Below are 14036 nucleotides of genomic sequence, written 5' to 3' on the forward strand. Positions count from 1 at the left end.
TATTATAACAGACTTGTTTGTTTTTGTAAATATATTGAAGAAACTGTGCGGCTGCATAAAATATTTGGCAGACGGACTTTTCTTTGTTAGACCGGAAATCGTTTTTTATCCGGCAAAAATGTCTGAATGAATAAGACCGAAAAACGTAAGAGTCGACCATGTCCGCCAAGAAATCCCCTTATCAGTATCCAAATCTATCAAAAAAGACCTATTTTCCTTGTCTTGATGATCAATCTATACCATCCAATATATTGTCTCGCTTTGATTGTGATGATTTCGATTGATCAGAAAATAAATGGTTTGCATCATTATGATATGAAGAAAAATTTGTATACTTAACTTGTGGAGAAAGGGGGGAGCAAGAGGAAACTTGATTCGACTCCGTACCGTTTTTTGTCTATTCATTCTGACACTCTGTTTGACTAAATGATATGAGGAGGAACTAGAGGAAGAAGAAAACGATTACACTTTTCATTTCTTTCATGATCGGATCGTCTGCTCTTCCGCCTTTTGTTCAAGCTCTGTTTCAGCTTCACCCGCTTTGACTTAAACCATCGAGCCGTAAATGCGGCGGCTGTCAGCCTCAACGTTCATGTTGACGTGCTCGGCATTGCCAACTCCATAAGGGATGAAACGCGAATCGAAGCGAATTTGTTAAAAATATGATGGAATCGATCTTTTATTCTGCAGGACAGAGATATCATGTCATCGTTTTTAATCTAAGCAAAACTAGAGATCGTTTTGATGGCGTCAAATTTTACGGTTCTGCCGTTCTGAACGGAGTGGTTTACGGCATCTTGGTATTTGAAAGCGTGAATTTACAAATAAAGGAGACGATGGTTGGGATATCAGCCTTAAGATGATGTGAAAAGCGTGCAGTCTCACCTGGCTGCACGCCTTTTCTAATCGATAGAGATCCGCTTACTTTTGGCTGAGTGCGATTTTCAGTCCGATCAGTGCAAATAGATATCCTTGAATCAAGTGAATCTTTTGAGAGATGGCGGAACTCTTGCGCAAAACATTCCCCACTTTTTCTGCAAAAATGCTGATGATGATAAAGATGGCCAGCGCTTGAATCAAAAATAACATGCCGTAAATGAGCATTTGCTTCGCTGCTTGACCAGCTCCATCATCAACAAATTGCGGAAGGAAGGCAAGAAAAAATAAAGAAACCTTTGGATTTAAAAGATTCATTATAACGCCTTTTTGATATAGCAATGTGCAGCTTAATGCAGGTTGATCACCGAGATCAAATCCTGAACTTTTTTCCCGAAAAGACTTATAAGCCAAAAACAGTAAATAAGCTGCTCCAGCATACTTAACGAAAGCAAACGCCAGGGCTGATTGATAAATAACTGCTGAAATCCCGCCTGCTGCAGCCGCAATGTGAACAATTAACCCTGTACAAAGCCCGCAAGCCGTTGATATCCCCGCATATTTGCCCTTTGACATGCTTTGCGCCAAAACGAAAAGATTATCCGGCCCGGGCATGAGGGTAAGCAATATGGACGCACCCAAAAAAGTAATGATCGCTGTAAAATCCACCATCGTCACTCCATTTCTAATACCTTGCGTTTTGTGCCATTATAACATGAGCGATCATTCCGAAATAGGACGGAAGAAAGGGCGCTCAATGCATAATTTTAGTTTTTTGCATTAGTACAAGTTTCCATGATTCAGCATAGATTAATAGTGAAGAAAGAAACCAAAGGAAGGGAGAACTTATTTATGTATGATTGCAAACCACGTGTGCTCCAGCCAATTGTGCACCCTACCAGGTACTGTGAGGACCATAGATTCTCTAAAACAATCGTTCCTCATATTCACCCGCAGCATACAAAAAAAGTGGACCACCATAAGTATGAGCACGTTCATTACTATCCGCACACTTATTCGAGCTATAAACCGGTTTCACATGACCATTCTTATTGCGGAAAACCTTGCTGCAGATAAATACAGTCATCGTTTAAGCATGACCTTTCTTTGATAAAAGGCCATCAAAAGTTGTCCTTTACGGAGCTTTTAGTGGCTTTTTTTAATTGGAGCATCTTCCTTAGGATAAACCGCCGCCCTATGATGAATGAAAGGATCTATGTTTTGAGCCGTCCTGATTGACTGCGGGCCGCTGCCATGCCGGGCAAAACATTAAATAGACATTCACCTATGTGTATCAGCTTGCGTATCTTAGTGTTAAAGACTCTTTATGGAGGAAACGAGATGGGATATTTTGTTCATGTCGAAACAGGAGTCAAATTATATGTGGAGGATATCAATCCTGAAAGCAGCAAGGCCATCGTTTTTTTACATGGCTGGCCGTTAAGCCATAAACAGTTTGAGTATCAGTTTAATGTTCTTCCGGCAAAAGGATACCGATGCATAGGAATTGACTGGAGAGGATTCGGCAATTCGGATAAACCGATGAACGGCTATCATTATAACCGGCTGGCGGATGATATCCGTGCTGCAGTTGGTGCGCTTCAATTAGATAACTTTACACTCGTCGGCCATTCCACAGGCGGAGCCATCGCGATTCGGTATATGTCCCGACACAATGGCTATGGAGTATCTAAACTTATTCTGGTAGATGCTGCAGCTCCCATTGGCTTTACAGAAGAGACAGCTGATCAATTGCTCCATGAAGCATCAAATGACCGTCCGAAAATGATGCGTGATGTAACCGACACCTTTTTCTTTCAGTATATAACAGAACCATTTTCAGATTGGTTTGTTCAATTGGGATTGCAGGCAGCAGGCTGGTCGACCAAGTCCGTTATCATGATGCTGAGAGATGAGAAGCTGTATCATGATCTGCCAAAAATAACTGCTCCTGCTTTAATCGTGCACGGCATTCATGATCAAGTGATTCCATTTGCACAAGCTCAGGAGCTCAATCAAAAAATCAAAAACTCACAGCTTGTTCCATTTCAATACAGCGGCCACGGTCTATTTTGGGAAGAACGTGAAAAGTTCAACCGGATTTTGACACAATTTGTTGGTTGATCATTCTGTACATGAAAAAGGTTTGCAGGAATCGTTTTAAGCACTGATTTAGTGCTTTTTTATTTGTTTACAAGAGGGCCTTTTGTGATGTAAATGTCTTTCTCAAAAAGGATGATCTCCAAAAATTCAGTGCTGTAATCGAGATAACCCCAAAGAAAAAGGCCTTTTTAAGGGCCCTTTCTACGTATTCAACAACATGGGGGAGGATCGTCATTTTAATAAAACATATAACGGAGGAGTCATATGTTATGTTCTTTCCATATTGTTTTTCCGAGAGTGTAGGGATCATTCGTCTTGCTCTTCTGCACTTCTCAAAAGGAGATAGGTTTCGCAAAGTATTCATTAATAGCCGCCAAATCCGCCAGCCCAGCTAGCGCCGATAATGATTAAAAGAATGAACAAAACAACAATTAATGCAAAGCTTGTTCCGTAACCTCCGCTCATGCAGTTCACCTCCCTAAAAGAGACATGGTTCATCCTATGTCAAATGAGAGGGTTTGGTATGGATGATTGATTGAGACTTTAAGGGGATAATTGGATAATCAAACTGTACTGGATGCTTTAACTAAAGCTAATAACCTTGATTTTCTGTTATTGAAACACCATTGTCTTTGATCATTTCCTTTGTATTAAAAAATGAAAAAAATACAAAGGTTAAAGTGAAAGGAGATGATCATTGTGAAAAAAATCATTTTAATGGTGTTTTTCTGTTTTTCACTAAGTGCAATATCAGTAGCAGATGCCGGACAAAAACAACACGACGAGACAAAAGTTCCCCAACAAATCTTTGATCGTTTTATGCATTAGCTTTTTAGTAAAGAAATATTGGAAAATGTTAGGGGGTATTATAAAGATAATACAATGTCCGTTACCATTCAAAATGGTGTTGAGTTATCAGAAGACAGCAAAGGGGACTACATAATTCACTGTGCTGCCTCAGTCAAAACGCTCAAAGATGTCAGAAACAGATACCATAACTTTCAGAGTGAACCCATTCATTTTGGCAACTGATAAAAAAGAAAGTGCGATCACATTCCTAAATCTTCACCATAACGATCCAACAAAACAAAGCAGATAAACTCATCGGCACTTGATATAGTACTTTTTTTGACCATGCAAATGGCTTTTCATACAAAACGGCAACAAGCATGAAATAAGATTTACGCTGGGCAAAAAATCAAAAAGGGATAAATGGCTTCTATTTCATATTTAGTTCTCCTTCTGACTCACATTCCAGTCGATCAATCGCTTCCACGATTTCAACTTTTTCAGCAATTTTCCTTTCTCGTAGTTGGTATTATGTTGCCAAGTAGATTTTTCGCCATTTATCACACTTTTCTCCCGTCGTCAGGCTGTCCATATGTGAAAGAACTGCTTTAGAAAGTTTCATCTATACCGATCTGATAGGTCTGAATAAGTATCATAAAAGCAAGATCACAAAAAGATTCAGAAGCATTTCGAAAAGAGCCCAAATCGATCGGCTCTTTTTTTCGTGTGTTTTTAAATAGGGTGTGTCAAGCAATGAAAAAGAAAGTCCTAAGCTGTTTTCACCATCAATATAGGATTTTCTCATCCAATGGGTAATTTAAAATACTATCTTGAGTTTAGTGGCTTGAAAAAAATGGAATGGATAAGATTTGAAAAGTAATTCATTCTACAATTAGATACAGTATTTGTAAATCATAAGGAGGAAGATAACATGACTGTCATCAATCAGGTCAAACAAGTCTTAGCTAGTCTGAAAAGTGCCCAGGCCAGCCTAGAAACATTTTCTTTAAGCACTGATAACCAGGAAGCTAAGCAACTTTATCAACAAGCTGCTCAACAAACTCAGACTATTGTTGATTCAATTGAACCGCGCGTACAGCAAATTGAACAAGAAGAACCGCAATATAAACAACAGTAGGATTTTACAAAAGGTTGGTGACACTGAACCAACCTTTTTCCTGAAAGGACGGTGATGTGGATGAAGATTCTTTACAAATATCTCCCTATAGCAGTGTTTTTAATTGTTATCAATACCATCACCCATGGTTGTCAGCAAGCAAATGAAAACGGCAATCAAAACAAGCCGATGGCGGTTCGGCATGTTCATGTTCAAAATGAGAAAACCAATCAAACAGCAGCCAATAAAGCAAAGGATCAATTGTTGAAAAAAGAGGAAGTTACGGAAGTAAGAGGAGCCAACAGTGAAAAGGATTTAGTCCTTGCCGTTCAGGTCGAACAATTTGATCGTTTTCGGCTGAAAAACATTGAAAAACAGACCAAAGCAGCGCTAAAAAAAGATTTTCCCGATCACAGCATTGACATTTCGACAGATCAAAAAATCTATTGGGAGTTAGACAAATTAGAAAAACAGCTTGAAAACAAAAAAATCAGTGACAAAAAACTGAAGAAAAAGCTGGGGAAAATAAAAAAATTGATGAAAGAAAAGCCTTAAGAGGTGGTCAAATGGCTGATCAAAAAAAGAAAGAATTAACGCCGGTTATGCAGGAATACCAACAATTTGCAAAAGAGCGGGAAGTCAAGCGGCCTGTTTTGAAAAATTGTTTGAATGCTTTTATAACAGGCGGAATCATTTGTTTAATCGGGCAAGCGATTCAAACGTTTTATATGTATTACTTTAATTTCACAACTTTGACGGCCGGTAATCCAACGGTTGCAACGATGATCTTTATCTCCATGCTGCTAACCGGGTTTGGGATTTATGACCGCATCGCACAATTTGGAGGAGCTGGATCAGCCGTACCTGTAACTGGGTTTGGAAACGCGGTGATTTCTGCAGCGATTGAACATCGCACTGAAGGATTTGTACTAGGCGTAGGCGGAAATATGTTCAAGCTGGCCGGGTCTGTCATTATGTTTGGTGTCTTCTCGGCATTTGTGTTCGCTACGATCAAAACCATCCTCATCCAATGGGGGGGACTGTGATGCTTTCAGGGCACCGTACATGGATTTTTGACCATCGGCCGGTTATTGTCGCAACCGGAACAGTAGGGGGGCCGTTTGAAGGGAACGGCAAAATCCCGGATGACTTCGACCTTTTGCACAATGATATCTGGCTGAATCAAGATTCTTTTGAAAAAGCCCAGCAGGTTCTGTTGGAAGATGCCTGTGAAACGGTGATCAAAAAGGCGAACATCCAAAAAGATCAGGTACAGTTTTTTCTCGGCGGGGATTTGATTAATCAAATCACTCCGACAAGCTTTGCTGCAAAAACGCTGGGGGCCCCTTATATCGGGCTGTTTGGAGCGTGTTCGACTTCCATGGAAGGTTTGGCTTTGGGCGCCTTTCTTGTGAACCATAAGGGAGCGGACTGTTTGTTGACAGGGGCTGTTAGTCATAATGCGGCAGTTGAAAAACAATTCCGCTATCCAACAGAATATGGCTCGCAAAAGCCGCCTACCTCGCAATGGACCGTTACAGCTGCCGGTGTCGCACTGTTAAAGAATAAAGGAGACGGTCCTGTGGTGACCTCTGCAACAATCGGCAGAATTATCGATATGGGCTTGACAGATCCTTTTAATATGGGCGGTGCGATGGCGCCAGCTGCCGTAGATACGATTGAAACTCATTTAAAAGAACGCGGTGTCGAACCTTCCTATTATGATGTCATCGCAACAGGCGATCTCGGACACATCGGAAGGGAAATTGCCTTGGATTTATTCAAAAAACACGAGACGTCAATTAGTGAAACACAATTTCAGGATTGCGGCTTAATGATTTATAGGGAAGGGCAGCCTGTACTTGCCGGGGGAAGCGGAGCGGGATGCTCAGCAGCTGTTACATACGGGCATTTATTGAACCGGATGAAAAAAGGTGAATTCAAGCGTCTTCTTGTCGTTGCAACTGGAGCGTTATTATCGCCATTATCATATCAGCAAAAAGAGACGATTCCTTGTATTGCCCATGCTGTTTCAATTGAGCTCGGAGGTGAAGATAGGTGATCTTTTTTTGGGCATTTGTTGTCGGGGGACTCATATGTGTCGTCGGCCAAATTATGTTTGATGTGTTTAAGCTTACGCCTGCCCACACGCTGTCGACTCTCGTTGTCATTGGAGCTTTGTTGGATGCGTTTGGACTTTATGAACCATTTATTGATTTTGCAGGAGCCGGAGCAACTGTACCGATCGTCAGTTTTGGGAATCAGCTTTTTCATGGGGCGATGGAAGAAGCAGACCAATACGGCCTAATCGGAGTCATCACAGGCATGTTTAAAGTCACGAGTTCCGGTATTTCGGCTGCGGTTATTTTTGGGCTGATTGGAGCCCTTCTATTTAAGCCAAAAGGATAAGGAGGTTTTAAAAATGACAGTTGGCGCTCAGGTGAAACAATGTCTAGCCAGTCTCAAAAGTATAGAAGCAGGCCTATCGACTTTAGCACTGAAATCCAAGGATGAAGAAGCAAAACGCCTTTTTCATGAAACCATGATGATGAGCGAAGAAGTCATTTTAGATCTCAAAAAACGGGTCGGCGAGCTTGAACGAGAGGAATACCAATACAAAGGATTCTGATTTGGAATTTATTTTTATGGCAGGAGGGATCAATGTGCCTGATTGGCTGGAAGTTGTCGTACGCTCTATTATTTTTGTGACCGTTCTGTTCGTCATGACGAAAATGCTGGGAAAAAGACAATTGGCAGAGCTTTCAGTTTTTGAATATATCGCGGGAATTACCATCGGGGGCATTACATCCGAGGTCGTCATGGGGCTTGAAAGAAGCATTATTAACGCTATTCTCGCGATCGTTATTTTTTCATCCGTTCCTTTTTTGGTGGAGTGGATCTCATTAAAAAATAAAAAAATGCGTGATTTTCTTGAAGGAACGGGTACGGTTTTTATTAAAGACGGAAAAATCATGGAAGAAAGTTTAAAAAAAGAGAAATACTCGGCAGATGAGCTGTTGGAGCTTTTGCGAAAAAAGAATGTTTTTAATGTTTCTGATGTGCAATTTGCCATCCTTGAACAAAGCGGTGATTTGAATGTGCTGCTCAAAAAAGAACACAGACCGGTTACATTGAAGGATCTGCAGATGTCTTACCAATCAGAGAAAGAGCCGCAAACCGTGATCATGGACGGAGAAATTTTGGACGAACCGCTATCGCTAGCCGGATTGAATCGCCGCTGGCTGCACGAAGAGCTTGACAAGTTAGGCGTTACAAAGGAAAACGTGTTTCTTGGCCAAGTGGACTCAGACGGGCAATTAACCGTGGATCTGTACGATGATCAAATAAAAGTTCCGACGCCTCAGGAAAAACCGCTATTATTGGCAACGATTAAAAAATGCCAGGCCGATTTGGAACTGTTTGCTCTCGCCACTGACTCAAAAGCGGCTAAAGTGATGTATGCCCAAAACGCAAGCAAACTAAACGATATGCTGCAAAAACTTGAGCCTGTTTTACATGATTAATGGCTGCTATTTCTGATCATCGACATCTTTTGTGTTGATGGTGAACGAATGATCGGTATCTCTGACAGAAGCGTAAAATACATCTTGGATTCGATCATATCCCTTTGCCTTTAGTTCGTTTTTTAACCATTTTTCGTCCTTGTTCAATAATTTTAAATTTTGTCTTTGGACTTTTCCTTCAATCACGACAGCAATCGGCAGTCCGCTGTATTCGGTTTTGATATGTAAATCCTTACGCGTAACCGGAACCAGCTCTTTCTTAGGTAAAATGCTGATTTCCCCATTTGCCTCTAATATTGCATATTCAATATCCTTAATATCGGGGTATCCAGAAGCCCTTAGATTTGACAATAGTTCAGCTAATGAATACCTGCTCTTCTTTAGATTGTGATATATAATTTTGCTGTGTTTAATCAGAATCGTCGGCCGCCCGATAATAAAGCTGTTAAGCCAATTGAATAAGCTTAATCTTGAAATCAGAAGATGAACGCTTGTTATGACAACCATACCAACGATGCCTTCTTTAACCCCATCAATTTTAATCGGGCCAAAAGCTAAATAAGCTAAAAAGATAATAGCTCCGAAATCGTAAGGGGTGAGCTGTGCCAGTGCAGATTTCCCCAAAAGCTTAACCGCCAAAATAAACACTAAAAATAAAAGAATTAACTTAAAAACAAACACTTTAACACCTCATTTCAACAGTACTAAATATGCCCTCATTGTAGGATGAATAAAAGAAAAAAAACAATTTTTCGATAAACTTTTACAAAGACGACGATTTTTGGAAATATGTACTGAAACATACCAACATAACAATGCGTATTTGGTGAAAATTAAATGGTGAAGTGAATCTTTTATGTTAAGGAAGTGAGGAAAATTGAATTTTCAGTGGATGACGGCACTGTTTAGAAATAGAGATCTTCTATTTGGCAGAAGAAAAAACAGGGGAACCATGTGGATGACTTTATTAGGGCTGGGAATTAGTCTAGCTGCATTTCTGTTCAGAAGGAATGGAAACAAAAACAACCCCGTGCAAAACTTAATGAAAAACTTTAACCAAAAAACAAATTCACCAAATGTTGCTTCTTCGCTCGTTAATGAATTTTCAAATGAATTAACACCGAACCAAAATGCGTTTAACAACAAGAAGAACTAACGGAAGTGGAATTACAACAAGAGCCGCCTTTAAAAAAGGGGCTCTTTCTCTTACCCGATCTTTAGAAAGGGGATGAAAAGAGACATTTTCCCACAATCCACCTCCAACTGTCAGGAAATCGGTGATCGGGCTGATTTTAGCTTGCCAGCTTCAGTGAAAATTTATTTCGTCCGTTGGGAATGTTTGATGAATTGCACATCTTCTAAAGTCCGACAAATTATAGTTGAATGAGCTGAATCAACACATTTAAAAGAAAAAGGCTCTTTTTTAAAAAAAGGCCTTTTTATTATGCAATCATAACATGGGGAGGAGGTCAAAATAGGTTATGGAAGAATGGATGGTGCGCTTACATCATTTAACAAAGTATAAGGAATGCCGCTCCTGTACTTCTCTAATATAAACCGCCTCCAAAACCACCACCATATCCGCCAGCCCAGCTAGCGCCGATAATGATTAAAAGAATGAACAGAACAACAATTAAAGCAAACCCTGTTCCGTAACCTCCGCTCATGCAGTTCACCTCCCTAAAAGAGACATGGTTTATCCTATGTCAAATAATAGGTTTAGTATAGATGAATGATTGAGATTCTCCGGAAATGGTTGGATAACCAATCCGTGACGATCGGGGCATTGAAAAACCGTGCTCATTAAAAAAAGCCGACGGTAAGGTCTCCTGAGGCGCTGATTTGATTTCGGATGGAAAATGCTCTGCAGAACCTGAGCCCATCCCTGTAAGGAAGCTTGCTGGCGTGCCATATGAATGTGTACATGCCCGGAATTGAAATTTTTCATCATGCAATTGCGCTGGCCATTGCTTTTGCAGGAAGATTGTTTTATACGCTCAATCAAAACGATAACATTCCCATGCTTTTGCGATTTTGCTATACTTTTTCATAAGAAAATCATCCAAGTTCCCTGGTAATGGAAATTGCGGACTGCAAAAGATACAAAAGGAACACCGGCTGATCCAGCTGCTGGTGAAAACAATTGCGCAAAAGAGAGAGGTAGAATGATGAAAAGAAAAATCATTTTTTAGGGGTGATTGCTGCAAGCATATTTCCGGCCACTTCAGCATTCGCAGCCGAAGTGCAGTCATTTGGATGGAAAACACTTGCAGATGATCAACAGACTATTTCAAAAGAGGGAAACATGACTGGTGATTACAAATCAGACGGAGGCAATTATAGGATCTGTGTTTTTCATATTAGAAGCGGAAATACAATGACGGTAAGTCTTTACGAAAGTGATCCCGAGTTGCCTTTAGATCGCGCAGGAAACAGAAAATACATTGCTGCACCAGGCGGCTGTGCCACATGGACCAACTTAAACAGCTGGATTGACGGCTCAAATAAAAAAGCAGAATTTAATGCGAAAATCGATTCTGAAACTGGACGTGACTCCGTGCAAGTGAAAGTTCAGGATTAGGGCACAGCAGGCTGGCAGTTGCAAAAAATCACTATTTTCTCAAGAAGGAATGAGAAAATAGTGATTTTGATACTTTTTCACCTGGTCTTTGGCAATCTCCCGTTACTTGATTTCGATCGCCGATGCCTTGTTGTCCCAATCCGAAGCCATCATACCAGTCGGAATGTGTAAACAAGACTCCTTTGCCATACCCTTGTGATGAAGTATACTCCCACAACGTCGTCGAATAGCTTGAAGAAGGTGACGCCGTACTTAAGGAGGAAATTCTGTCATTCCAGCTGGAAGGCAGGTTTTTAAACCCGTCTCTCCAATAAATATACTGCCCGCCTTTATTTTTATACTCATAGAAATCGGTGCAGCAAGGACCGCTGGCCATCGGCGTGAATTTGCTTTGAAGTCTCTGTTTATCTTTTTCGATAAATGCCTCTAAAGTCACCTTGCTCGTAAAACCATGCACCAACAAATCGCCCTTATTATTCTGTTTAGGCAGAACCATCGTTACTTTTATGTTTTTGTTGGATTTGTTATTCACTTTGGTCTGAGAATTCATATCTTTTCCATCCACAGTTACATAGTGAAACGATTTGATCGTATAATCATTCGGCTTGCCATCGCTTACATTTGTTGATGCAGCGCTTGCCGGCAATCCAGACATCAAACAGGCTGCTGCAACGATACCCACCCCTATTGTTTTTTTGAACTTTATTTTAAACATATGACAACACTTCCTCTCTTCATTTTCCTATTATTCAATAGGATGGAAAGATATTGGCATGAATAGAATAAAAATGATGTATTTTTTTGCAAAAAAAGATTAAATTTTCAAAACGAATATTCAATTGACAGTCACTAAAAGATAAAATCAAATCGGCATGGCCGTCAATTTTACACTTATAATAATTCCTCAACCCCTTGATATACAAAGGTTTTATCCAATAGACCCTTCCATTTCAAACTTGATTATTTTTGCAGTGATCAAAATTGAAGCTCTGCCTGAAGGGCTTAGGATAACAAAATAGGAGGATTTAAAATGGAACGAGAAAATGATGTATCATTATGGATTGGTAGTATTCAAACTGTTGATAAATTAAATGAATACGTTGAATTACCTTACGATGAAGAAGAAGGTGATTTCCTTCCATCTCCGTTTTTAAAAGATTTTTGATGATTTAGATGAAGATTTTATCGAAAAGGTTGTTCAGGACCAAAATAAAGAATTTCTGCCCGAATTAATAGGTGGTGGCTCTTATGATGAAATCATTTTATCTCGTTTTGAAGCGATTCAAGGAAAACGATTCCTGAAAAATATAAACGCTGTTATTTTACTTTATAACTTTGATTATGAAGGAAAAAGAAACGAATTTGTTAACAATGGTTATACTTTTAAATTTGTAGGATCTGTTCCATATGTTTGAAAATAATATCTAACAATATAATGATCAATTACTTGTTTTAACACTTAGCACTTAATCTCTGATTGAGTGCTTTTTTATGTTTAAAACCCGAGAAAAATTCGACAAAAAGGGGGATAAAATAGGGGAGTTTTTATATTTCATTTTGTCATAAGATAGAGACAAGAAAGACGAACATTAATATCGAGTCCAAGACGGAGAGTCTACGGACACTGATCTTTTGCACATTGATGTTGCACCGCTTGCGGATGTATGGTGGGACTGGAAGCAAGATCAAGACGCAGAAGCGGTGCTGCTGGAAAAGCAAGAAACCGAGGCGACGGCTGAAGAAGAATCTCTCACCGAAAAATGACAGTCAGGATGACCAGGAAGATGAGGAACATGGCGCTGCATGACCCAAAACCGTGGCAATTGTGGTTTCGCATAAAGGATGGACAAGCTGTCCACCTCTATGACTCTGAAATTAGCCAATAAAAAAGCCGAAGCAAATTGCCACGGTCAATAAGTAAATCCCAACATATGTATTTACAGGGGGGCGACCTGCTTGGCTAGAAGAGGGAAAGAAGTAAACGTTCTAACTTTAAGGAAAAGTGACTCTCCTTGTGCTCGATAGACATAATGGCAAGGTGAAAAATATGATGCTGTAGAACATGGTTCTACTGTTGCCGAAACAACAAAAGGTAAGATTTTCAGGGTCAGATTTGATGATTACGAACTTTTTTAAAATGGAGAGATCAAGATTGAGAAAAATAATGATGTCAGGGGTGGTTGTCGGAATAAGGGCCACAGGACTCTTTGCATCAATAGGAACAGCCGGCATACTAGAAATGGATATACTGCCCGAGTCTATCCGGATGCAAGCACATACACTTTAAGGGCTTCTTCCGTCGACTTTGAAGATTCAGAAGAAGGGTGGTTCATAGCTTTACTATACTGACCATATCTATAAATAGACAAGCAGCGGTTTATATAGTGAGGAAGGGCGGCGGGGCCCTTTAAATCTTCCACCCCACATTAAAAAATTTAGTGTGCCGTCTGTAAGAAGAAAATTAGACAGCGGAATCTATATGTCCGGGTGTTCTGTTATAAGGATTCAAAAAAATTCCAAATTATGGAATATATTTAAGTAAGGGGGTTTCTGCCCCTCTGGATTGAGAGGGAATGATATGAAGTCAATAAAATCAATCACCGTTAATTCAAATACCTATATTGTGGGTGAACCATGCCACCCGCCAGGATTTAAAGATGGTGCTACCGTTATGAAGATTACAGAAAAAAACAAGTTTTTTGGATTGATTAGTGGCTTTGTTGTCCACTTTGATACGAAAGCAGAGCTACATATTCATTCGGATGATGTCATTGTCCACTGGGGTCTGAAGACGGATAAGACATGAATGAAAAGTTGTCAGGAATCGAGGATAATCGTGAATCACTGGTCGTTACGTCTTCATTTTTTAATTAGCCAAGTTAAACATAAATGTATAGGTGATTTATCTCTTATCAAAAAAATGTAAAAAGAACCCGCTTAAACAAGTGGGTTTTCAAATCCGAAAATATTGTAAACTATTCTTCGTCTTCAAAGAAACCAAACAATTTCTCTTCGTCGTATTCATATTTTCGACCAAGGTTATTAG

The 14036-nt window shown here is 39.9% G+C and carries 21 protein-coding genes and 3 pseudogenes; 19 read left to right on the forward strand and 5 right to left on the reverse strand.

Translation table 11 applies throughout. The features are described from left to right. Window positions 1-570: 570 nt before the first annotated feature. Window positions 571-868 (forward strand): annotated as a pseudogene (locus tag BTA30_RS24020) (stress response protein YvgO); the annotation flags it as partial. Window positions 869-921: 53 nt separating this feature from the next. On the opposite strand, the gene BTA30_RS21930 reads toward BTA30_RS24020, so the two are convergent. After that, a complete protein-coding gene (locus BTA30_RS21930) occupies window positions 922-1545 on the reverse strand; it encodes a LysE family translocator (RefSeq protein WP_076764139.1) in 624 nt (207 codons plus the stop codon). A gap of 183 nt (window positions 1546-1728) precedes the next feature. Here BTA30_RS21930 and BTA30_RS21935 point away from each other — a divergent pair, with 183 nt between their 5' ends. Next, window positions 1729-1953, forward strand: coding sequence for a CotD family spore coat protein (locus BTA30_RS21935; protein ID WP_076764141.1), 225 nt, complete (start codon window positions 1729-1731; stop codon window positions 1951-1953). 264 nt (window positions 1954-2217) lie between these two features. Beyond that, a complete protein-coding gene (locus tag BTA30_RS21940; protein WP_192855993.1) occupies window positions 2218-3000 on the forward strand; it encodes an alpha/beta fold hydrolase in 783 nt (260 codons plus the stop codon). 342 nt (window positions 3001-3342) lie between these two features. Here BTA30_RS21940 and BTA30_RS21950 read toward each other — a convergent pair whose 3' ends face one another. After that, window positions 3343-3444 (reverse strand): YjcZ family sporulation protein, encoded by a 102-nt coding sequence (locus BTA30_RS21950; RefSeq protein WP_076764144.1) that lies wholly within the window; start codon window positions 3442-3444, stop codon window positions 3343-3345. A gap of 234 nt (window positions 3445-3678) precedes the next feature. On the opposite strand from BTA30_RS21950, the gene BTA30_RS24200 reads away from it, so the two are divergent. The 8 genes from BTA30_RS24200 to BTA30_RS21990 all read left to right on the forward strand — a co-directional run bounded on the left by BTA30_RS24200 (window position 3679) and on the right by BTA30_RS21990 (window position 8409). Then, complete coding sequence (locus tag BTA30_RS24200; protein WP_275667419.1) at window positions 3679-3807, forward strand: hypothetical protein; 129 nt, start codon at window positions 3679-3681, stop codon at window positions 3805-3807. 892 nt (window positions 3808-4699) lie between these two features. Then, window positions 4700-4906 (forward strand): DUF1657 domain-containing protein, encoded by a 207-nt coding sequence (locus tag BTA30_RS21960; RefSeq protein ID WP_076764146.1) that lies wholly within the window; start codon window positions 4700-4702, stop codon window positions 4904-4906. Between the two features lie 60 nt (window positions 4907-4966). After that, window positions 4967-5440, forward strand: a complete 474-nt coding sequence (locus BTA30_RS21965; protein ID WP_076764148.1) for a hypothetical protein — start codon at window positions 4967-4969, stop codon at window positions 5438-5440. A gap of 11 nt (window positions 5441-5451) precedes the next feature. Beyond that, on the forward strand, window positions 5452-5931 hold the full coding sequence (spoVAC, locus tag BTA30_RS21970; RefSeq protein WP_076764151.1) for a stage V sporulation protein AC: 480 nt from the start codon (window positions 5452-5454) through the stop codon (window positions 5929-5931). Continuing rightward, window positions 5931-6947, forward strand: a complete 1017-nt coding sequence (spoVAD, locus tag BTA30_RS21975) for a stage V sporulation protein AD (protein WP_076764153.1) — start codon at window positions 5931-5933, stop codon at window positions 6945-6947. Before spoVAC ends, spoVAD begins: the two co-directional genes overlap by 1 nt. Then, window positions 6944-7294 carry a stage V sporulation protein AE gene (spoVAE, locus tag BTA30_RS21980; RefSeq protein WP_076764155.1) on the forward strand — a complete coding sequence of 117 codons (351 nt, stop codon included), beginning with the start codon at window positions 6944-6946 and terminating at the stop codon, window positions 7292-7294. Before spoVAD ends, spoVAE begins: the two co-directional genes overlap by 4 nt. 13 nt (window positions 7295-7307) lie before the next feature. Then, complete coding sequence (locus tag BTA30_RS21985; RefSeq protein WP_076764157.1) at window positions 7308-7514, forward strand: DUF1657 domain-containing protein; 207 nt, start codon at window positions 7308-7310, stop codon at window positions 7512-7514. Between the two features lie 34 nt (window positions 7515-7548). Continuing rightward, window positions 7549-8409 (forward strand): DUF421 domain-containing protein, encoded by an 861-nt coding sequence (locus BTA30_RS21990; RefSeq protein WP_076764159.1) that lies wholly within the window; start codon window positions 7549-7551, stop codon window positions 8407-8409. Between the two features lie 6 nt (window positions 8410-8415). On the opposite strand, the gene BTA30_RS21995 is transcribed toward BTA30_RS21990, so the two are convergent. Then, complete coding sequence (locus BTA30_RS21995; RefSeq protein ID WP_076764161.1) at window positions 8416-9090, reverse strand: DUF421 domain-containing protein; 675 nt, start codon at window positions 9088-9090, stop codon at window positions 8416-8418. A 196-nt stretch (window positions 9091-9286) separates the two neighbouring features. Between BTA30_RS21995 and BTA30_RS22000 the strand changes: the two genes are divergently transcribed. Next, entirely contained in the window at window positions 9287-9565 is a 279-nt protein-coding gene (locus tag BTA30_RS22000) for a hypothetical protein (RefSeq protein ID WP_076764163.1), read from the forward strand. Window positions 9566-9956: 391 nt separating this feature from the next. Here BTA30_RS22000 and BTA30_RS22005 read toward each other — a convergent pair whose 3' ends face one another. Beyond that, the gene (locus BTA30_RS22005; protein ID WP_076764165.1) at window positions 9957-10076 is read right to left on the reverse strand and encodes a YjcZ family sporulation protein; all 120 of its coding nucleotides are present in this window, start codon (window positions 10074-10076) and stop codon (window positions 9957-9959) included. Window positions 10077-10651: 575 nt separating this feature from the next. On the opposite strand from BTA30_RS22005, the gene BTA30_RS22010 reads away from it, so the two are divergent. Beyond that, window positions 10652-10990: a YndA family protein gene (locus BTA30_RS22010; protein ID WP_491523024.1), complete on the forward strand. Its 339-nt coding sequence runs from the start codon at window positions 10652-10654 to the stop codon at window positions 10988-10990. Window positions 10991-11092: 102 nt separating this feature from the next. Here BTA30_RS22010 and BTA30_RS22015 read toward each other — a convergent pair. Further along, window positions 11093-11705: pseudogene (locus BTA30_RS22015) on the reverse strand (hypothetical protein). Window positions 11706-12020: 315 nt separating this feature from the next. Between BTA30_RS22015 and BTA30_RS24205 the strand changes: the two are divergent. From BTA30_RS24205 to BTA30_RS22030, 6 genes and pseudogenes are all read left to right on the forward strand, one after another. Then, complete coding sequence (locus tag BTA30_RS24205) at window positions 12021-12155, forward strand: immunity 22 family protein (protein ID WP_275667418.1); 135 nt, start codon at window positions 12021-12023, stop codon at window positions 12153-12155. Between the two features lie 55 nt (window positions 12156-12210). Further along, window positions 12211-12405: a hypothetical protein gene (locus tag BTA30_RS24210; RefSeq protein WP_275667420.1), complete on the forward strand. Its 195-nt coding sequence runs from the start codon at window positions 12211-12213 to the stop codon at window positions 12403-12405. A 217-nt stretch (window positions 12406-12622) separates the two neighbouring features. Continuing rightward, complete coding sequence (locus tag BTA30_RS24215; RefSeq protein ID WP_275667417.1) at window positions 12623-12754, forward strand: hypothetical protein; 132 nt, start codon at window positions 12623-12625, stop codon at window positions 12752-12754. Between the two features lie 297 nt (window positions 12755-13051). Beyond that, window positions 13052-13126: pseudogene (locus BTA30_RS24555) on the forward strand (hypothetical protein); the annotation flags it as partial. 75 nt (window positions 13127-13201) lie between these two features. Beyond that, window positions 13202-13339, forward strand: coding sequence for a cell wall-binding protein YqgA (gene yqgA / locus BTA30_RS24580; protein WP_491523025.1), 138 nt, complete (start codon window positions 13202-13204; stop codon window positions 13337-13339). A gap of 229 nt (window positions 13340-13568) precedes the next feature. Continuing rightward, complete coding sequence (locus BTA30_RS22030; protein ID WP_076764173.1) at window positions 13569-13796, forward strand: hypothetical protein; 228 nt, start codon at window positions 13569-13571, stop codon at window positions 13794-13796. Window positions 13797-14036: the final 240 nt, after the last annotated feature.

The sequence above is a fragment of the Bacillus swezeyi genome, assembly GCF_001969815.1.
Taxonomy (GTDB): Bacteria; Bacillota; Bacilli; order Bacillales; family Bacillaceae; genus Bacillus; species Bacillus swezeyi.